This is a genomic window from Thalassospira sp. UBA848 (assembly GCF_002295455.1).
Lineage (GTDB): Bacteria > Pseudomonadota > Alphaproteobacteria > Rhodospirillales > Thalassospiraceae > Thalassospira.
Genome location: NZ_DBGS01000145.1, coordinates 1 through 19,710 on the forward strand (window position 1 = coordinate 1; position 19,710 = coordinate 19,710).

General features: G+C 56.2%; 20 protein-coding genes. 14 read left to right on the forward strand and 6 right to left on the reverse strand.

Annotated elements, in window-relative coordinates:
• Positions 1-158 precede the first annotated feature (158 nt).
• The 6 genes from B2R48_RS20160 to B2R48_RS20185 all read left to right on the forward strand — a co-directional run bounded on the left by B2R48_RS20160 (position 159) and on the right by B2R48_RS20185 (position 7,543).
• Positions 159-2,111 carry an extracellular solute-binding protein gene (locus B2R48_RS20160; protein ID WP_297003756.1) on the forward strand — a complete coding sequence of 651 codons (1,953 nt, stop codon included), beginning with the start codon at positions 159-161 and terminating at the stop codon, positions 2,109-2,111.
• A 3-nt stretch (positions 2,112-2,114) separates the two neighbouring features.
• Positions 2,115-3,236, forward strand: coding sequence for a microcin C ABC transporter permease YejB (locus tag B2R48_RS20165; RefSeq protein ID WP_297003757.1), 1,122 nt, complete (start codon positions 2,115-2,117; stop codon positions 3,234-3,236).
• Between the two features lie 2 nt (positions 3,237-3,238).
• The gene (locus B2R48_RS20170) at positions 3,239-4,270 is read left to right on the forward strand and encodes an ABC transporter permease (protein ID WP_213475156.1); all 1,032 of its coding nucleotides are present in this window, start codon (positions 3,239-3,241) and stop codon (positions 4,268-4,270) included.
• 11 nt (positions 4,271-4,281) lie between these two features.
• A complete protein-coding gene (locus tag B2R48_RS20175) occupies positions 4,282-5,916 on the forward strand; it encodes an ABC transporter ATP-binding protein (RefSeq protein ID WP_297003759.1) in 1,635 nt (544 codons plus the stop codon).
• Positions 5,917-6,001: 85 nt separating this feature from the next.
• A complete protein-coding gene (locus B2R48_RS20180; protein WP_297003782.1) occupies positions 6,002-6,688 on the forward strand; it encodes a hypothetical protein in 687 nt (228 codons plus the stop codon).
• A gap of 147 nt (positions 6,689-6,835) precedes the next feature.
• On the forward strand, positions 6,836-7,543 hold the full coding sequence (locus B2R48_RS20185; protein ID WP_297003760.1) for a LysE family translocator: 708 nt from the start codon (positions 6,836-6,838) through the stop codon (positions 7,541-7,543).
• Between the two features lie 272 nt (positions 7,544-7,815).
• Here B2R48_RS20185 and B2R48_RS20190 read toward each other — a convergent pair whose 3' ends face one another.
• From B2R48_RS20190 to B2R48_RS20200, 3 genes are all read right to left on the reverse strand, one after another.
• A complete protein-coding gene (locus B2R48_RS20190; protein ID WP_062956852.1) occupies positions 7,816-8,163 on the reverse strand; it encodes a MarR family transcriptional regulator in 348 nt (115 codons plus the stop codon).
• Positions 8,164-8,265: 102 nt separating this feature from the next.
• A complete protein-coding gene (locus B2R48_RS20195) occupies positions 8,266-9,666 on the reverse strand; it encodes a leucyl aminopeptidase family protein (RefSeq protein ID WP_297003761.1) in 1,401 nt (466 codons plus the stop codon).
• A 125-nt stretch (positions 9,667-9,791) separates the two neighbouring features.
• A complete protein-coding gene (locus B2R48_RS20200) occupies positions 9,792-9,938 on the reverse strand; it encodes a hypothetical protein (protein ID WP_297003762.1) in 147 nt (48 codons plus the stop codon).
• On the opposite strand from B2R48_RS20200, the gene B2R48_RS20205 reads away from it, so the two are divergent.
• From B2R48_RS20205 to B2R48_RS20215, 3 genes are all read left to right on the forward strand, one after another.
• A complete protein-coding gene (locus tag B2R48_RS20205) occupies positions 9,937-10,596 on the forward strand; it encodes a glutathione S-transferase family protein (RefSeq protein ID WP_297003763.1) in 660 nt (219 codons plus the stop codon). The two genes, B2R48_RS20200 and B2R48_RS20205, sit on opposite strands and share 2 nt — an antisense overlap.
• 3 nt (positions 10,597-10,599) lie before the next feature.
• On the forward strand, positions 10,600-11,235 hold the full coding sequence (locus B2R48_RS20210; protein ID WP_297003764.1) for a uracil-DNA glycosylase family protein: 636 nt from the start codon (positions 10,600-10,602) through the stop codon (positions 11,233-11,235).
• Between the two features lie 67 nt (positions 11,236-11,302).
• Entirely contained in the window at positions 11,303-11,593 is a 291-nt protein-coding gene (locus tag B2R48_RS20215) for a 4a-hydroxytetrahydrobiopterin dehydratase (RefSeq protein WP_062957325.1), read from the forward strand.
• A gap of 84 nt (positions 11,594-11,677) precedes the next feature.
• Here the strand turns inward: B2R48_RS20215 and B2R48_RS20220 are convergent, their stop codons facing one another.
• The 3 genes from B2R48_RS20220 to B2R48_RS20230 form a co-directional block, all read right to left on the reverse strand.
• On the reverse strand, positions 11,678-12,439 hold the full coding sequence (locus tag B2R48_RS20220; protein WP_297003767.1) for an SDR family NAD(P)-dependent oxidoreductase: 762 nt from the start codon (positions 12,437-12,439) through the stop codon (positions 11,678-11,680).
• Between the two features lie 100 nt (positions 12,440-12,539).
• Complete coding sequence (locus B2R48_RS20225; protein ID WP_297003769.1) at positions 12,540-13,484, reverse strand: DMT family transporter; 945 nt, start codon at positions 13,482-13,484, stop codon at positions 12,540-12,542.
• A complete protein-coding gene (locus B2R48_RS20230; protein WP_297003771.1) occupies positions 13,477-14,463 on the reverse strand; it encodes a DMT family transporter in 987 nt (328 codons plus the stop codon). Before B2R48_RS20230 ends, B2R48_RS20225 begins: the two co-directional genes overlap by 8 nt.
• 162 nt (positions 14,464-14,625) lie before the next feature.
• Between B2R48_RS20230 and B2R48_RS20235 the strand changes: the two genes are divergently transcribed.
• The 5 genes from B2R48_RS20235 (at position 14,626) to B2R48_RS20255 (ending at position 19,546) form a co-directional block, all read left to right on the forward strand.
• Positions 14,626-15,087 (forward strand): Lrp/AsnC family transcriptional regulator, encoded by a 462-nt coding sequence (locus B2R48_RS20235; RefSeq protein ID WP_213475172.1) that lies wholly within the window; start codon positions 14,626-14,628, stop codon positions 15,085-15,087.
• Positions 15,088-15,232: 145 nt separating this feature from the next.
• Entirely contained in the window at positions 15,233-17,245 is a 2,013-nt protein-coding gene (locus tag B2R48_RS20240; RefSeq protein WP_297003774.1) for a potassium/proton antiporter, read from the forward strand.
• A 145-nt stretch (positions 17,246-17,390) separates the two neighbouring features.
• Positions 17,391-18,344, forward strand: a complete 954-nt coding sequence (locus B2R48_RS20245) for a DMT family transporter (protein WP_297003775.1) — start codon at positions 17,391-17,393, stop codon at positions 18,342-18,344.
• 45 nt (positions 18,345-18,389) lie between these two features.
• Entirely contained in the window at positions 18,390-18,890 is a 501-nt protein-coding gene (locus tag B2R48_RS20250; protein ID WP_297003777.1) for a DinB family protein, read from the forward strand.
• Complete coding sequence (locus B2R48_RS20255) at positions 18,887-19,546, forward strand: LysE family translocator (protein WP_297003779.1); 660 nt, start codon at positions 18,887-18,889, stop codon at positions 19,544-19,546. The genes B2R48_RS20250 and B2R48_RS20255 overlap by 4 nt, the downstream gene beginning before the upstream one ends.
• Positions 19,547-19,710 lie beyond the last annotated feature (164 nt).

The following is a 19,710-nucleotide window of genomic DNA, read 5'->3' on the forward strand; positions in this document are numbered from 1 at the left end:
TAGTGAGTATCAGATAGTTCTCGTGTGGCAATATTCACAGTCGCATCATGATTGGCCAAGACAATTGGTGACCATTGATTGCGTCCTGCAGTGTAAGCTCACATAGTAAAACAGAGACAACAGGCATCAGCTTGCATCAGGGGAAAGACGATAATCACATGATTTCGTATGCAGCCAGCATGAAAATGCCGGGCAGGGGGCGGCTGGGCGCGGCCATGACATCCATCCTTTTTGCCAGCGCCTTCACCCTGCTTGCCGCCGTTCTGCCTTCCGCAGGCATACATGCGCAGGAAGACAGTAAACCAAACATCAATCCGGCCCCGACAGTGGCCGTGGACGAGACTGATCTGGCACCGCTGACCACGCGGTCACATGGCATCTCGCTATATGGTGATCTGAAATACGGCCCGGACTTCCATCATTTTGATTATGTGAATCCGGATGCGCCCAAGGGCGGCAAGCTGTTGCAATCTTCCATCGTTGCCTTCGATACGCTTAACCCCTTCACGCTCAAGGGCAATGCAGCGGCGGGCATAGGCCTGATTTACGATAGCCTGATGGTTTCCAGTGCCGATGAACCCTCTTCGATGTATGGCCTCATCGCCCGCGAGATCGAACTCCCGCAAGACCGATCCTTTGCCATCTTCCACCTTGACCCACGTGCAAAATTTCAGGATGGCAGCGACATCACCGCCGAGGATGTAAAGTTCTCCTATGAAATCCTGCTTGAAAAGGGCAGTCCGGTCTATCGACAGGTCTTCTCACAGATCGAAGGGGCCGAAATCATTGACGAACTTACCGTCAAATTCACTTTCAAACCGGGGAACAATCGCGAAACGCCGTTGACCGTGGCGGGCATTTCGATCATGCCCAAGAAATTCTGGGACGGTAAGGACTTCGCCAAAACCACCTTTGAAATCCCGGTTGGCAGTGGGGCCTATAAGGTTGCCAGCATCGAGGCAGGTCGGCGCATCACCTATGAACGTGATCCCAACTACTGGGCGGCGAATTTGCCCGTCAATCGCGGGCAGAACAATTTCGATACCATTCAATACGACACCTACCTTGACCCCGAAGTACAGCGCCAGGCGTTCCTTGCCGGGGAATATATGATCCGCTCAGAGCATTCATCCCGGGACTGGAATACCGCCTATAACACCCCGGCGGTGGAACGCGGCGACATCCAGAAGGAATTCATGCCCGATAACCTGCCGGTCGGAATGCAGGCCTATGTGATGAATAATCGCCTGCCGATATTTTCTGATCAGCGTGTTCGGCGCGCGTTGCAATATGGCTTTGATTTCCAGTGGCTCAACCGCGCCATGTTCTATGGGGCATATAGCCGGACCGACAGCTTCTTTGTGAACTCCGAACTGGCGGCAACCGGCATTCCCACGGGCGATGAACTGGCCCTGCTGGAACCGTATCGTGATCAACTGCCAGCCAGACTGTTTACCGAACCCTATACCCTGCCAGATTTCGATGCGCCCAACGGTCGCCGCGAAGCCCTGCGTGAAGCGATGACGCTGCTCAACGAAGCCGGTTGGGAAGTGCGCGACAAGGTTCTGGTGAACAAGGAAACGGGCCAGCCATTCCGTTTTGAGTTGATCATTCGCCAACCCGGACTCGAAAAGATTGCGCTGGTGGTCAAATCGCGCCTCAAACAGCTGGGCGTCGAAATGGACATCCGCCTGATTGACACCGGCCAATGGGTGAACCGCATTCAGGCCTTTGATTTTGAAGTCACGACTTTCTGGTGGCAGCAGTCGCTGACACCGGGCAACGAGCAACGCGTGTTCTGGAGCTCCGAAGCCGCCGATCAGCCGGGATCGCGCAACTTCGCCGGGATCAAGAACCCCGTGGTTGATGCGATGATCGAAAACATTACGTCTGCGAACAGTTGGGAAGAACTGGTTGCCGCTACCCGCGCACTCGATCGGGTGTTGCTGTGGGGGGATTATGTCATTCCGCAATACTATCTCGGCGGGGACCGCATGGTGTGGTGGAACATCTTCGGGCGGCCCGATGAAGTCCCGCTCCAGGGGATGTCGGTCATGCGCTGGTGGATTGATCCGGACAAGGCTGCAAAACTTCAGATGGGGATGAACTAGGCCATGCTGAACTATATTCTGCGCCGTTTGCTCCTGATTCCGGTGACCTTGTTTGGCATTATGCTGCTGAACTTCGCGATCATTCAGTTCGCGCCGGGCGGACCGGTTGAACAGGTCATTGCCCAACTGCAGGGAACCGACGTTTCCTCGACGGCGCGGGTGACCAATCAGGGCAGTGACAGCGGCGGCAGCAGCAGGTCAGATGCATCATCGGCGTCGGGCAACAATTTCTCCTCGACCTCCGACTATCGCGGGGCGCAGGGGCTTGATCCCGAAATCATCAAACAGCTCGAAGTGCAGTTCGGGTTTGATAAGCCCGCCCACGAGCGGTTCTGGATGATGATGAAGAACTATCTGACCTTTGATTTCGGCCAAAGCTATTTTCAGGACCGCGACGTGGTTGATCTCGTGGTCGATAAAATGCCGGTTTCGATCTCGCTGGGGCTCTGGTCAACCCTGATCATCTACATCATCTCGATCCCGCTTGGCATTACCAAGGCGGTGCGTGATGGATCGAATTTCGACATTTGGTCATCAGCCGCAATCATTGTTGGCTTTGCCATTCCGGGCTTCTTGTTTGCGGTCATGCTGATCGTGGTCTTTGCCGGGGGCAGTTATCTTGACTGGTTCCCGTTGCGCGGGCTGACATCGTCAAATTGGGAACAGCTGTCCTTGTGGGGCAAGATCGTTGATTACTTCTGGCATCTGACCCTTCCGATCATCGCATTGACGATTTCGGGTTTTGCCACGCTGACCATGCTGACCAAGAACTCGTTTCTGGATGAAATCAACAAACAGTACGTGGTGACCGCACGTGCCAAGGGGCTGACCGAAAAACGGGTGCTTTATGGTCACGTGTTCCGCAACGCCATGCTTCTGATCATTGCCGGGTTCCCCAGTGCGCTGGTCGGGATGCTGTTTACCGGCTCGGTCCTGATCGAGGTGATCTTCTCCCTTGATGGTCTGGGCCTGCTTGGGTTTAACGCGGTGATGACCCGTGATTATCCGGTGATGTTCGCAACCCTTTATTTCTTCACGCTGTTTGGCCTGATCATGAACCTGATCAGCGACCTCAGCTACCATCTGGTTGATCCACGGATCGACTTTGAAGCGCGGGGGAATTGATCATGTTCAGTGCCGTTCTCTCACCGCTCAACCAGCGTCGCCTGTCAAACTTCAAGGCCAACAAGCGTGGCTATTGGTCGCTTGTGATCTTTACAATCCTGTTTGTCATTTGTCTGGTGGCCGAATTGGTCGCCAATGACAAACCGATCTTTGTTAAGTATGGCGATGACTGGTACGTGCCGATCGTATCGGACCACCCCGAAACGGTCTATGGCGGGGATTTCGACATCGAGACGGATTTTTATGATCCCTATATCCAGAACAAGATTTCCGAAAACGGCTTTGCCATCTGGCCTTTAATACCGTTTTCCTACGACACCATCGATTTTGAAATGCGCGAACCGCAACCGGCCCCGCCATCATGGCGGCACTTGCTTGGTACGGATGAATTGGGTCGCGATGTTCTCGCACGTTTGATCTACGGCTTCAGGATTTCCATCCTGTTCGGTCTGGCCCTGACGGCCGTCAGTTCCGTGATCGGCATTGCAGCAGGCGCAGTGCAGGGATATTTCGGCGGCTGGGTCGACCTTGGCTTCCAGCGCGTGATCGAAATCTGGTCAGGCCTGCCGCAACTCTTCATCCTTATCATTCTGGCCAGCCTGTTTGCGCCGGGTTTCTGGACGTTGCTGTTCATCCTCGTGTTGTTTAGCTGGATGAGTTTGACCGGCCTTGTCCGTGCTGAATTCCTGCGTGCGCGTAACTTTGAATATGTCCGTGCCGCACGTGCGCTTGGCATGACCGACTTCCGGATCATGTATCGCCACGTTTTGCCCAACGCGATGGTGGCAACCATCACTTTCCTGCCGTTTGTCTTGAATGGCTCGATTGTCGCGCTCACTTCGCTTGATTTCCTGTCACTGGGCATGCCGCCGGGCTCTCCGTCACTCGGTGAATTGCTGTTCCAGGGCAAGAACAACCTGCAAGCCCCGTGGCTTGGCATCACGGCCTTCTTTGCCATCGCCGTCATGCTCAGCCTTTTGATCTTTATCGGTGAAGCGGTGCGTGATGCCTTTGATCCGCGCAAGACGTTTTAAGGAGTAGGAAAATGACAGCGCAATCCGCCCATCAGCCGCTCCTTGCCGTTCGCGATCTTTCGGTCAAGTTCGCCGATGCCACAGCGGTAAAGGATGTGTCCTTTACCCTTGAGCGCGGCGAAACCATGGCGCTTGTCGGTGAAAGTGGATCTGGCAAGTCGGTCACCGCACTTTCGATTTTGCAATTGCTGCCCTATCCGCGCGCCAGCCATCCGTCCGGTTCGATCATCTTTGACGGGCAGGAAATGGTCGGGGCCAAGGAACGCAAGCTTCGCAAGATCCGTGGCAACCGGATTTCCATGATCTTTCAGGAGCCGATGACATCCCTTAATCCGCTGCACAATATCGAAAAGCAGGTCGGCGAGGTGTTGTTGCTCCACAAGGGCCTGCGAGGTGCCAAGGCGCGTGCGCGTATTCTTGAATTGCTTGAACTTGTCGGTATTCCCGACCCGGCGTCGCGCCTTAAGGCCTTGCCGCACGAACTTTCCGGTGGCCAGCGCCAGCGTGTGATGATCGCCATGGCCCTTGCCAACGAGCCGGAACTCCTGATCGCCGATGAACCGACCACGGCCCTTGATGTCACCATTCAGGCGCAAATCCTCGAACTGCTCAAGGACCTGCAGGATAAACTGGGCATGGCGCTTTTGCTGATCACCCATGATCTGCAGATCGTTCAGAAAATGGCGCAAACCGTATGTGTGATGAAAAACGGCGAGATTGTAGAGGCCGGCGAAGCCCGCACCCTGTTTGATGCGCCCAAGCATGCCTACACCAAAAAGCTGCTGTCGGCCGTGCCAAGTGGCGAAGCCCCGCCCTTGCCGGAAAACGCAACAGAGTTGCTTGAAACCAGCAACATCCATGTTCAGTTCCCGATCGGGCGCAAGGGCATCCTTGGGAGGCCCGATCATTATCTGAATGCGGTTGATCAGATTTCGCTGACCCTTAAACAGGGCGAAACCCTTGGCATCGTCGGCGAAAGTGGATCGGGCAAGACTACCCTTGCCATGGCGATCCTCAGGCTTCTGAAATCAAGCGGGGACATCCGCTTTGCCGGGCAGGATATCCGCGGGTTCTCTGGTGCTGATCTGCGCAAACTGCGCCGCGACATGCAGGTGGTCTTTCAGGACCCTTTCGGATCGCTCAGCCCGCGCATGTCCATCGCCCAGATCGTTGGTGAGGGGTTGGAAATCCATGCGCCCGACCTGACCCAGGCCGAACGCGAAGCCCGCATTGCCGAGGCGCTTGACGAAGTCGACCTGCCGCAAAATGCCATGGATCGCTATCCGCACGAATTTTCCGGCGGGCAGCGTCAGCGCATCTCGATTGCACGCGCACTGGTGCTAAAGCCGCGCTTTATCGTATTGGATGAACCGACATCGGCGCTTGATATGTCGGTACAGGCCCAAATCGTTGACTTGCTGCGCGATTTGCAGGCGCGCCATAAAATGGCATACTTGTTCATCAGTCATGATTTACGCGTTGTGCGTGCACTGTCGCATCGGGTCATGGTGATGAAGAACGGGAAACTGGTTGAAAGCGGTGCGGCGGCCGATGTGTTTGACAACCCGGCAGAGCCCTACACCAAGGCCCTTCTGGCCGCGGCCCTTGATCTTAAGGCTGCGGGGACAGAATTTGTCAGTAAGTAGGATCAGAAGAGTCATCTGTGATCGGCTACAACCCGTATGACACGGCAAGAATAACAGAACCGTAAAGGCAGAATTAAGAGTGGATATGTTGTCACGTGCGATCAAAAATCGAACCGGACATCGTCTTTGGGGCCGCGCTTTGATCGTTGCGCTGGCCGTAATGTTGTTCTCAGTCAGTCTGCCCGCCCGTGCCAGCGCTGCGTCCGGGGATGGCGCAGAAACCCAGCAAGACAAAGAACCCGCTGTCCCGGAAATTCCCGATACCGTTGTCGTGCCCGATCCGGTTTCGTTGACGGTGGTCCTGCGCAAAAGCGGTGCCATCCGTCAGATGGTGTTTAACATCTGGCTGGAAGCCACCAACAAGCAGGCTGTGGGCGTCATCGAACAACGCCTGCCCAAGGTCATCAACGCTTTTCTGGTCGATCTTCAGCGCCTGATGTATCGCGATACCGAACATCGCTTTGAAACCCGCGAACCGGGCAAGCGTGGCTTCAAATATACCGCCCCTGCCTTGCTGCCACCACCTCCCCCCAAGACAGAGGAAGAACTCGCCGCCGAAGCTGAGGCCGCCGAACTGGCCAAGGAAAATGGCGAGGAAATCACCAAGGAACCGCCTTTCAGCCCGTTCCAGCCCGCGGGCAATCGCTATTTCGCAGCCCTTCAGAACAAGTTGCTGCGCACAGCCCAAGGCGTTCTTCCGCCCGATACATTGCGCTCTGTCCAGATCCGCATGTTCTATGATTTCTGGCCGGGCGACGTCAAAAAACGCTAAGTCTTGATCGCGCACCGTGACCCGGTCCGTGCGCGCCTGTTGGATGCCATGGCGCGCGCCTTGTGCATGGGCCATTGCCGAACCGGCACTTGTCTGTGATCAGGGGTGTGATATCCGGTTGGCATTCGTCACCGGAGTAGCCCCAACATGTCCTTTGAAATCTGGCTCAGTTTTACCCTGCTTGTCTTTTTGCTGGTCCTGACACCGGGGCCAAGCATCCTGATTGGCATGTCACATGCGCTGCGCTATGGCGCACGCCCCACCCTGATGACAGCCCTTGGTGATGTCACAGCCAACATGATCCAGATGGTAATTGCCGCGGTCGGTCTGGGGGCAGTTCTGGCAACATCGGTAACCGCCTTTGCCATTGTCAAATGGTGTGGTGTTGGATTTTTGCTGGTGATCGGTTTGCTGTCATTCTTTCGCAAGCCCACGGAAATCAGGATCAAAACCGGTACCGAAACGAATAATCAGACCTGCTTTGAACCGGCCAACGCCCTGCGTCTGTTTCGCGAAGGCTTTCTGGTTGCAGCTGGCAACCCCAAGGCGATTGCATTTTTCGGGGCACTGTTCCCGCAGTTTGTAGACCCCGCCCAGCCATTGGCACCCCAATTGCTGATCCTTGGCGTGACCTTCGTGTTTCTTGATTACAGTTTCGTAATGATTTATGCAATCGGGGCCGCGCGGGTCATGCCCTGGCTGGTCAAGCGTGGGGGCAATAACGTGATTGCACGGCTGTCCGGTGGCGTTTTGATCGTTGCAGCGGGCCTTTTGGCCCTGATCGAGATGCCCGAAACCATGGCCAAGCCACATATCTCTGCCGAACCAGCTATAATCCAGCAATCGGACCGCTAGCACCGATATGGCGTGCATCACGTGTGCGCGGGGCCTGTAATACGTTGATATAGAAAGAAGAAATTACTTCTGTCACAAAGCGGCGGGCAGTCACGCTACAGACCAACCAGTCTGTATATAGCGAATTTTCGCCATATCAGTTTTCATGCATTCAAGATGGGAAGCTTTGCTGTCCTAAAAGGCCGGTTTTGCGCCACTTTGCGCCAAAATCGCCCCTTTGGGCATCATTTCCGGTCTGATGTCAGACGTCTGATATTTGTTTTACAACCGGATTATTCGGTCTCAAGACCGGCGCCGACAATGATATCGCCGAATTCACGCAGGAAGACGGACCCTTTGACGGTCCTTTGAACCAGCACCGAACGGCGATCTTCTTCATCGACCTTGCGTTTGACCATGCCAAGAGAGCTCAGACGATCAAGCGCACGGGTAATTGCCGGTTTGGAAATGTTAAGCGCCTCGGAAAGACCGCGCACGGTATGCGGTGCCGGGGTCAGGTAAACGCTAAGCAACAAGGCCATCTGTCGGGCTGACAGGTCGGGGGAATCCCGACGCACACTCTCAACAATCGCGATACGCCAAAGGTCAAGCGCCTGAGACGGTTTGATCTCGATCGACATGTTTGTGCCCAACAATTTATTTGTTACGAATACGTAATCTCTACCTGACCCCGGCAATGATGTCAAAGGTGTAATTGGGGAAAATGTATTTTCCGTTTTGGTTTACTTACCGTAACGATCCTTGATCAGCTTGAAGGCGGCCCGAATGCCCTGTGCCTCGCCACCGGTCGGGCGACCCGGGCGGTCAGACGGGTTCCACGCCATCAGATCGATATGCGCCCAGCTTTTTGCCCCCTCGGCAAAGCGATCAAGGAACAAGGCCGCAATGATCGCCCCGCCAAACGGACTGCCGGAAATATTGTTCATGTCAGCCGCCTTGCTATCAAGCTGGCTGCGATAATCATCCCAAAGCGGCAAACGCCACAGCGGATCATTTTCCGCCAAACCCGTTTCCATCAACCCGTTGGCCAGATCATCATCGTTGGAAAACAGCGCCGGCAGACCAAGACCAAGTGCCACACGTGCAGCCCCTGTCAGGGTCGCGAAATCAAGCAGCATGTCGGGGTCTTCCGATGCGGCTTCGGTCAGGGCATCGGAAAGCACAATGCGGCCCTCGGCATCGGTATTGCCGACCTCAACCGTAATGCCCTTGCGGGTTTGCAAAATGTCACTCGGGCGATAGGCCCGGCCCGACACCATGTTTTCGACCGCCGGGATCAGAACGCGCAACCGCACCGGAAGGTCGGCCGCCATGATCATGCGGGCAAGGCCAAGAACCTGTGCCGAACCACCCATGTCCTTTTTCATCAGGATCATGTTGCTTGACGGTTTAAGGTCATAGCCCCCCGTGTCAAAGCAGACGCCCTTGCCAACCAGTGTGATCTTTGGTGCATTTTCGTCACCCCATTTAAGATCAATCAGGCGCGGCGCGCGATCGCTGCCATGTCCCACGGTGTGAATGGCAGGGTAATTTTGCTTGATCAGCTCTTCGCCGACAATCGCACTGACCTTGGCACCAAATTCCTTGCCCAGTGCGCTGGCGGCTTCTTCAAGCTCTGCCGGGCCCATGTCATTGGCAGGCACATTGATCAGATCGCGCGCAAGGCCGATCCCGCGTGCGATGTTTTCGGCGCGCTTGGCCGCATCAATATCGTGCAGGGCGATCCTGGCGCGCTTGTCCTTCTTGCCATCATCCTTGCGATAACGATCAAACTGATACCCACCCAGATAAAGCCCAAGGGCGGCCTTTTCATAAAGATCGTCCTTATCGGTCAGATCATCGGAAAGGGCATAGGTCCCGGCGGCCAGGGATTTAGGCAGACCGGCAAAATCCCAGATCGCCTTGGCATCGTCAGCGTACCCGATCAGGACCGTCCCGACTGATCCATCCGCACCGGGAAGCGAAAGTTGCGTGCCGCGCTTGCCCTCAAACCCGTTGGCGGCAATCCATGACTTGGTCGCGTCAGATTGCGTGGCAAGCCAGCTTTCAAAACCGCTTTCAAGGATGGGGGTAATGGGGGTCGGATTGGCAGAAGGGTCGCGTGCGATGATGTGGTCGAACAATTTAAGACTTCCCTGATGGTGACGGGTGATGGTGAACGCAATGGGCAACCGCGCAGCAGCGACGCCCCAAGCAAGATGTGTTCACAAGATATGTTGTCCGATCTTACGGCTGCCATCCCCCGGGGTCAAAACTCATTCACATAATCAGCGCGCAACTTTGCACTTGAAACCGCGCTTGAATGTCTGGCTTGAACCCGACGCCCAAAGACCAGATAGTAATCGCCGCTGTCATCAAACATACCAATCGCGCCAACCGCCAAAGGTCCCACCATGCAAAACCTTCCCGTGCTTTATATCGGCAATAAAAACTATTCGTCCTGGTCGCTGCGCGCCTGGCTTGGCCTGCGCGTCGGCGGCGTGGCGTTCGAGGAAAAGCTCGTTCCGCTGCGCACCGAAGAATGGCACGCCAAGGCCCCGGTCTTCTCCCCCAGTGCCAAGGTCCCGGCCTTCTTCGATGGCAAGAAAACCATCTGGGAGGCGCTTGGCATTCTTGAATACATCGCAGACCACCAGCCTGACACCATGCTCTGGCCGTTGGACATCGATGTGCGTGCGATTGCCCGTTCCGTGTCGCTTGAAATGCATGGCGGCTTTGGCGCGCTGCGCAGTTCCATGCCGATGAACTGCCGCAAAAGCTTGGCCGGGCTTGGCCGCAACGCCGGTGTGGACAAGGACATCAACCGCATCACTGAAATCTTCAAGATGTGCCGCACCAAGTACGGGCAGGGCGGGGATTTCCTGTTTGGCCAATTCTCGATTGCCGATGCCATGTATGCCCCGGTGGTGTCGCGATTCAAAACCTATGGCGTATCACTTGATCCGATTGGCAATGCCTATATGGAAACCATTCTCGGCCTGTCGGAAATGAAGGAATGGTACGAAGCGGCTGCGGCCGAGGAATGGGTGATCGCGGAAGAAGAGGTCAAATAACCCATGCCGGGCCTAAGCGGAAAACTGCCCGAAATTGATCCGATGGGGGGTGACGCCGCCCTTGATCGGGTATTGGCAGAGGTCCGCGCGTGCCGCATCTGTGCGGCTGAGTTGCCGCTGGGGCCGCGCCCGGTGGTGCGCATGGCAAAATCGGCGCGCATTCTGGTGATCGGGCAGGCGCCCGGAACCCGCGTGCATGAAACCGGCCTGCCGTGGAATGATGCATCCGGCGATCGCTTGCGTGATTGGTTGGGGCTGTCAGTTGATGATTTTTATGATCCGGCCAAGCTTGCCATCATGCCAATGGGGTTTTGCTATCCCGGTCGCTTTGATCGCGGCGGGGATCTGCCGCCCCGACCGGAATGCGCCCCGACATGGCATGACGTGCTGCGCCAACACTTGCCCGATATCGGCCTGACCCTTTTGATCGGGCAATATGCACAAGAACGCTATCTTGGTCCGCGCCGGGCCAAAACCATGACCGAAACCGTCCATCGCTTTAACGAATTTCTGGGCGAGGGCATCCTGCCCATGCCCCATCCAAGCTGGCGCAACACCGCCTGGATGAAAAAGAACCCGTGGTTTGAACGCGACCTTCTGCCAGTCCTGCAAAGCCGGGTGCACAGCCTGTTGGGCTAGACGATTTGGGCTATGGCGGGATTTATGTTCCAATGCGCGCAGACTTCAACCAATGGAGGCACGCCAGATGAGCAAACTTGAAAAATCCACCATCGAAACCGCACTTGCCGATCTTCCAGGCTGGACGCTTGCCGATGACGGGCTTTCAATCAAGCGCGTCTACAAGTTTGGCGATTTCAATGCCGCCTTCGGCTTCATGGCGCGGGTGGCGCTTAAGGCTGACAAGATGGATCACCATCCCGAATGGTTCAATGTCTATAACAAGGTCGAAATGACGCTCACCACCCACGATGCCGGTGGCGTGACGCAAAAGGACATTGATCTGGCAACCTTCTGCCAAACGGCGGCGGGCGAATAAAGCTTGCCCTGAAAATTGCGCCCTGCCGCTGGGGGACGACAGGGCGCTTTGGCTGCGGTGATAAAGAAGCGAAATGGTGTGGGACTATTTCGGTTCCAGCCGGACCGCGCCATCAATGCGAATGGTCTCGCCATTGATCATTTCATTTTCACAGATATGCATCGCCAGACGGCCATATTCATAGGGATCGCCAAGGCGTTTCGGGAACGGCGTATTGGCCGCCAGGCTTTCCTGAACCTCGTCAGGCAGGCCCATCAACATCGGTGTGCCAAACAGACCCGGTGCGATTGACGCCACCCGAACCCCATGGCGCGCCAATTCACGCGCGGCCGGCAGGGTAAGCGATGCCACCCCGCCCTTGGACGCGGCATAGGCTGCCTGTCCGATCTGCCCTTCAAAGGCCGCGATGGATGCGGTGTTGATAATCACCCCGCGCTCGCCGGAGTCTGATGGGGTGTTCTGGCTCATCGCGGTGGCGGCAACCCGCATCATGTTGAATGTGCCGATCAGATTGACCGTGATCACCTTGGAAAAGGCTTCAAGATCAGCCGGGCCTTCGCGCCCGACGATCCGCTCGCCATGCACGATGCCTGCACAATTCACAAGGATCGACGGAATACCGATATCCTTGACCACCTTGGAAACTGCGTGCTCGACACTTTCGGCATTCGAAACATCCACGCCATAGCCAACGCCACCCAGTTTCTCGGCCGTTGCCTTGGCACCGTCTGCATTCAGATCAAAGGCGGCAATCCGTGCCCCGGCATTGGCCAGTGTCTCTGCCGTTGCCGCCCCAAGACCAGACGCAGCCCCGGTAACAATGGCAATCGAACCCTTGATTTGCATGACGTGAAGCCTCCAGACGCGCGTGTTTATGCTTAATTTGGTATTTGTATACCAAATTATATCTTTTCGCGGCAAGGGCTATTCTGATGGTGCCAAGTGGCTACTTCGTCGAGGACGGCGGATCAAGATCGCTTGCCGTGGCCGACAGGCCGCGCTTGAGGCGGTTGGCTTCGCGGTTCAGTTTCGCCTCGCGTCGGGCGATATAAAGTGCTGACCCGACAATCAAAACCGCACCGGGCAGAAGCCAGATTTCCGGTACTTCGCCAAAGATCACCAGCGCGATGGCCGAAACAAATGGCAGGCGCAGGTAATTGAACCCGACGACAAAGCTGTAATCATAAACCCGAAACGCGTTGGTATTGCCGATCTGGGTCAGGTTGGCCATGAAGGCCCCCGCCACCATTAGGAGGATCGCCTCAAGGCTCGGCGTCTGCCAGACAAAAAGCGCCGGGATCAGGGTCATCGGCGTGGTCAGGACCATCATGTAAAGAATGATGGTGGTCGGGTTTTCAGTCCGTGACAGCGACTTGATCGTCAGACCCGCACTGGCCATGCAAACCGCAGCCGCAATCGGCAACAGGCTTGCCAATTGCACAGCTTCATCACCCGGCCGAATAATGACCAAGACCCCACAGAACCCGACCAGAAGCGCGGCAATCCGGTATTTTCGGATTGTCTCACCCAAAAAGATCGCGGCCAGGATGGTGCCAAACAGTGGTACGGTAAAGTTAAGCGCGGTTGCCTCGGCCAGTGGCATATAGGCAATGGCCGAAAACCAGAAACTCATTGCCCCCATCGACAGAACCGCGCGTAAACAAAACATCGGGAATCGCTTGGTTTTAAGCGGCGTCAGACCCGCGCGAAGTGCAAGCGGCGCGATGAACAAAAGCCCAAAGAAATTGCGAAAAAACACCGCCTGAAGCGGGTGGATATGCTCGGTCGCAAGGCGGACAAATACCGAAAACACCGCAGCACTGATCGATGCCATCAGGCCAAATGCCGTGGCTTGCAGATACGGTGGCAACGCGTTGAACCAGCTACGCATCAGGATCGTCTTTCGGTCCGGCGGCGCGGTCGATCTTGGTCGCGGGGATGGCTTGTGGATCGGCGGGGGCGGTGGTCGGCAGGCGGGTCTGTGTCCTGGCCTTTTTCGCCAGAACCGCCTCGCGCCGCGCGATATAAAGCGCTGATCCGATAATCAGGGCCGCCCCGGCCCACGTCCAGAAATCAACCACTTCGCCAAACATGATATAGGCAAGGATCGCAACAAAGGGCAGGCGCAGGAAATCAAAGATCATGACATAGGACTGGTCCGCCGTGCGGTATGCCCGCACCAGCAATTGCTGACCGGCGGTACCGGTTACCGCAATCACCAGCAGAATGAATAACTGCCAAACGCTTGGCCCCTGCCAGTAAATCAGGGCCGGGATCAGCGACAGCGGCGTCATGATCAGCCCCATCCACGTCACGATGGCATTGGCACTTTCGGTGCGCGACAGCATTTTGACCGTGGTCATCGCACAGGCCATGAACACGGTCGCGCCAAGGGCCAGGATCGCGCCGGTCTCAAAGCTTTGGCCAAACGGACGGATCACAATCATCGCCCCGACAAAGCCAATGGCAATCGCGCTCCAGCGGCGCGCGCGCACGGTTTCGCGGACCACAATGGCGGCAAGAGCCGTGGTCAGGATCGGCAGGGTAAAATTGATCGCGATGACTTGGGCAGCCGGGGACAAGGACAGGGCAGTAAAAATGCACGACATCGCCCCAAAGCCAAGCACACCGCGCAGAAAATGCAGCTTGAACCGCTCGGTCTTCAATCCGCTCCGCCCATGGCGCACCATCCATGGCACCATCGGCAGCAATCCAAAAAGGTTGCGGAAAAACGATGCCTCGAACGGGTGAAGGTCGGCTGTGACATAGCGGATAAAGACGGCCATTACCGCAAAACACATTGCAGCACTGATCATCAGAAGGGCGCCCATCAGGGCTGCATTGTCAGAATTGGGTTGGGGCGCGTTCATTATCTTCTAGCATTACGCAGCTATCTGGAAAAAATCCAGTCCAACCGCATAAAAATGGTCCAGCCGCCCGCAGGAATAACCCCTAAGTTGTGGCGAACAGTTCGCGCCTGCTGATTTTTCGTGTAAGATCAACGCCATCAAATCCATTCAGGGGGAAGATTAATGGATGCAATTGATCGCAAATTGATCGACATCCTGCAGGAAGACGCGTCGCTGTCCTATTCGGTTTTGGGGACCAAGGTCGGGCTATCGGTTTCTGCAGTGAATGATCGCGTGCGCAAGATGCGCGAACAGGGGGTCATTCAAGCCTATCGTATTTCAGTTGATCCGCAGGCCATTGGCCGGGCCCTGACCGCACTGGTCTGGCTGCGCACTGATCCGGCCAAGGGCAACAAGAAGCTGGTAAAATCCCTGATCAAGGCCGACGAGGTGCTTGAATGTCATCACATGACAGGGCGCTTTGACTTTCTGATCAAACTGCGTCTGCGTGATACCGCTCATCTGGAATCATTTATTTCCGACACGATCAAGGAAATGCCCGGCGTGGTCGAAGTTCTGCCGGAAATTGCCTTGTCGACATCGAAAGAAACGCTGTTTGTTCCGGCTGAAGCCGAAAACGACTGATTGATTTTCAGTTTCCGGATAATTTTTATCGGTATATCCGGTGCGATGGCATTATCGGTCATCATTTCCTAAGTATCTGATGTGATAGTAATGCGCGATTAATCCGCCACACCCATTGTGATGTCCCGACACAGGAGCCCCCGAAATGATTGAATCGATGAATCTGGTGATCCTGATTGCATCGATTCTGGTGGTGGTGGCTGTTTTCACCAGTCTGGTCAGCTTCCGGGTCGGCGCACCCTTGCTGCTGGTGTTTCTGTTTGTCGGGCTGGGCGCGGGCGAGGACGGCATTGGCGGCATCATGTTCGACAATGCGCCGCTGGCCTATTTCATCGGCTCCATCGCACTCGCCCTGATCCTGTTTGACAGTGGCTTTGAAACCCAGCTTCGAACGTTAAAAATTGCCGCCGGGCCCTCGTTGGTTCTGGCAACCATCGGCGTGATGATTACCACGGGTGTCATTGGCGGGGTCACATGGCTGGTGCTCGATGTGCCGTGGCTGGTCGCGCTTTTGTTTGGTGCGATTGTCAGCTCGACCGATGCGGCGGCGGTGTTTTTCCTGTTACGCGTTGGCGGCATCAACCTGCGTGATCGTACGCGCAGCACGCTGGAAGTTGAATCGGGTTCGAACGACCCGATGGCGGTGTTTCTGACCATATCGCTGGTCGAGCTGATCATTCTGGGTGGCGGCGAAAACATCGCCCTTGAACTCCTGCAGCGCTTCATTCTGCAGATTGGTCTTGGCGGCATCTTTGGTCTGGCCGGGGGATATGCGCTGGTCTGGATGATCAACCGGGTCAAACTTGAACCCGGTCTGGTGCCGATCATCACCATGGCGCTTGCCCTCAGTCTGTTTGGCGCGACCAGTATTCTGGGCGGCAGTGGCTTTTTGGCGGTCTATGTCGCGGGCCTTTATGCCGGGAACAGCAAAATGCAGATGAGCGTCGGTGTCCGGCGCTTTCAGCATGTCACGACGTGGCTGGCCCAGATCGCGATGTTTGTCACGCTGGGTCTTCTGGCAACGCCATCTGAATTTGGTGAAGTGATTGTTCCGGGCGTGATCCTGGCACTCGTTCTGGTCTTTATTGCCCGCCCGGTTGCGGTCTGGCTTTGCCTGATGTTCTTTAACTTCTCGCGCAATGACACCGCCTTTATTTCATGGGTTGGCTTGCGCGGGGCGGTGTCGATCCTGCTTGCCATTGTGCCGATGGTCGAAGGCGTGCCCGAAGGACAGTTACTTTTTAACACCGCCTTTATCGTCGTCATCACCTCGCTTCTGTTGCAGGGCTGGACGATCCGCAAGGTCGCCAACTGGTTGGGCATCATCGTGCCGCCGCGCCATGGTCCGGTGGATCGTATTGATCTGGAATTGCCCGGCAACGCCAATCAGGAAATTGTTGTCTATCGCGTGCACGACGCCAGTGCGGTTGCCACCGGCCAGCGCATTCCGCGTTGGGCACGGCCCAGCCTGATCCTGCGCGATGGCACGTCGCTGCGTCCGCATTCAGCCGGACCCATTCAGGCCGGTGATCAGGTCTATATCATCACCCCGCCGCGCCATGTCGAACTGCTTGATCAGCTCTTCGCCGGTCCGGCAGAGGGGGCCAATGACGTCGAACTGTTTGGTGATTTCAGCTTCCCGGCCGATACCCGCATTGCCGATATCGCGCGCCTTTACGGCTTCGCCCTTGCCGACAACGACGCCGAACGAACCGTGGCCGAGATCATGGAACGTGAACTTGCCGGTGACCTCGAACTCGGCGATCGCCTGCCATATGGCACGGTGGAGCTGATCGTGCGTCGCACAGATGACGAACATGGCGTGATCGAAGTCGGCCTTGCAGTCGAACAACAAAAAACCAAACCCAAACGTCGCATCCCGATCTTCCAATCACGCAGCGAGTTGCTGGCAATCTGGAAAGACTGGCAGAAACGCAGACGGGCCGAAAAGAACGCTGCACTTCGCGATCAGACATCATCGACGCCAAAGTCTGCCGAAGCAGCCGCCGACGAGATTGATCTGTCTGAGGCACCTGATGTGTCTGACACATCCGACGATATGATCGACGATGTGGCCAACGACACGGTTGGTGAAACACCGAAAGAAGGTGCTGAACCCACCAAACCGAAAGGCAATGGCAAAAGCCCGTCAAAATAGATCCACCCAAAAACCCTGATCGGTAATGCATTAGATTTCAGGGTTTTGGATTAGTTTGGCTAATGCCCGGATCAAAAAAGCTGGTTTGGTGTCGATTCTGAACTGCCCTAAATTACGGCTTCAAATATTTTGGAGTCCTTGGGCCATGTTGGGTCTTTATGCAGCGGTTGTCTTGATCTGGGGATCGACCTGGATCGCCATTCAGTATCAGCTTTCGGTCGCGCCCGAAGTTGCGGTTGCCTATCGGTTTGCGCTGGCAACGCTGATCATGATGGCCTGGTGTGGCTTCCGCCGTTTGCCGATGCGCTGTACGCTTCGCGACCATTTCTTCATGGCGGCTCTGGGCGTCTGTCTGTTTTCGCTGAACTATGTGCTGATCTATGTCGCCAGTGTGCATCTGACATCGGGGCTTCTGGCGGTGGTATTCTCGACCATCGTCATCATGAACATGATTAATGGCGTGATCTTTTTCCGCCGCCGTCCCGAAACCCGCACCCTGATCGGGGCGGGTATTGGCCTTACGGGTATCGCCATGGTGTTTGCCAACGATCTCGCCGCATTTGATCTGACCACAGGTGGCAGCATCGGGCTTCTGGTATCCCTTGCGGGCAGTTACATCGCATCGCTTGGCAATATGGCATCGGCCCGCAACCATGCGCGCGGTGTACCGGTCATGCAGGCCAATGCCTTTGGCATGCTTTATGGCACGCTGTTGCTGTTTGGCTATATCGCCCTTGCCGGGATTCCGGTTTCCTTTGATCCGAGTGCCAGCTTCATGGCAGCACTGGTCTATCTCGCCCTGTTCGGGTCGGTTCTGGGCTTTGGCTTCTATCTGACGCTTCTGGGCAAGATCGGGCCGGATCGTGCGGCCTATAGTTCGGTGATGTTCCCGATTGTCGCGCTGTTGCTGTCGACCTGGTTTGAGGACTTCCACTGGACGGGCAATATTATCTGGGGTGTTGCACTGACTTTGGTGGGCAACGTGGTTATTCTGACCAAACGTGTGCCCAAACCGGCAAGTCAGGTGCTAGAACAGGTCGCACCGGCGGCGGTGCCAGTTTCGACCACCTGCACGCCAAATCCGGTCGCAAAGTCCTGATCGCGACCGCGACCCCAAAGGCAGATCTAAATACGGAGTAAGAAGATGAACGGTGCGGCCTATTTCGAACGCATGGCGCAATACAATATCTGGGCCAATACCCATGCCTATGATGCCTGCGCAAAATTGCCAAAGGCCGAACTGGACGCGCCCCGCCGCGCCTTCTTCCCGTCAATCATGCGCACACTCAACCATCTTGTCGTTGCCGACCGGCTTTGGATGGGGCGCTTGCTGGGCAGTCCAGTGACCATGGCGCTTGATACGGTGCTTTACGAAGACTTCGATCAGCTGCGTACCGCGCGCGAGGCCGAAGATCAGGCGATCCTTGAATTCACCAGAAATCTGACCGACGCCGAAGTCACATCCGATCTGAGCTATCAGTCGGTTACGGCCGGGGCTTATACCATGCCGCGCGATCTGATTTTGGGGCATATGTTCAACCATCAGACCCATCATCGCGGGCAACTGTCCAATATGCTGATGGAGGCTGGCTCAGGTCCGCTTGAGATTGACCTGATCTATTTTGGTCGGGAACTGCTGGCATGATCGAGCTGTTCGTTGCCTATACGCCGTTTCTGATCGCCGCACTGTTGCTCAATATCTCGCCCGGGCCGGATATGGCCTATATTGTCGGGCAGACGGCTGTTTACGGGCGCAAGATCGGCTTGTTTTCATCCTTTGGGGTGGTTTCCGGGGCGTTTGTGCATGTGCTGGCGGCAACCCTTGGTTTGTCCGCGATCCTTGCGACTTCCGCCTTTGCCTTTGCCATCGTCAAATGGATCGGGGTGGCTTATCTGGTCTGGCTTGGTCTCGGGGCGCTGCGCAGCAGTTTTGCCAAATCCGCCAATGATGCCGGCTCCGGTGAACCGGCAGTACCCGTTTCAACAAAACCGATGACGGCCTTTGCCGCCTGGCGTCAGGGGGTGATGATTGATGTGCTCAATCCCAAGGTCGCGATTTTCTTCATGGCCTTTCTGCCGCAATTTGTCGATCCGGCCATGGGCAATGGGGCGACCCAGTTTCTTGTTCTGGGGCTGGTGGTGCTGCTGATCGCACTTGTCGTTGAAGGCATGCTGGTCATGGCTGTGGCATCCGCTGCCGGGCGGATCAAGGGCAGCCGCAGGCTTGGCGCGTGGTTGCATCGTGCCCTTGGCACCATGTTCATCGCGCTTGGCATCCGCCTTGCCATCACCCAGCAATAAGCTGACCGGCAAGGGGGATTTTATGCCTGCCCGCCGTGCCCAAAGGCGCTTGCCCGACTAGGATTTTCGCGCCAGATAGCGCACCAGTGCGTGTGATGCCGGGGCGGCTGTAATGCCGTGCGCGACAATGCTGATGCAGATAATCATCGCACCTGCCGCAAACA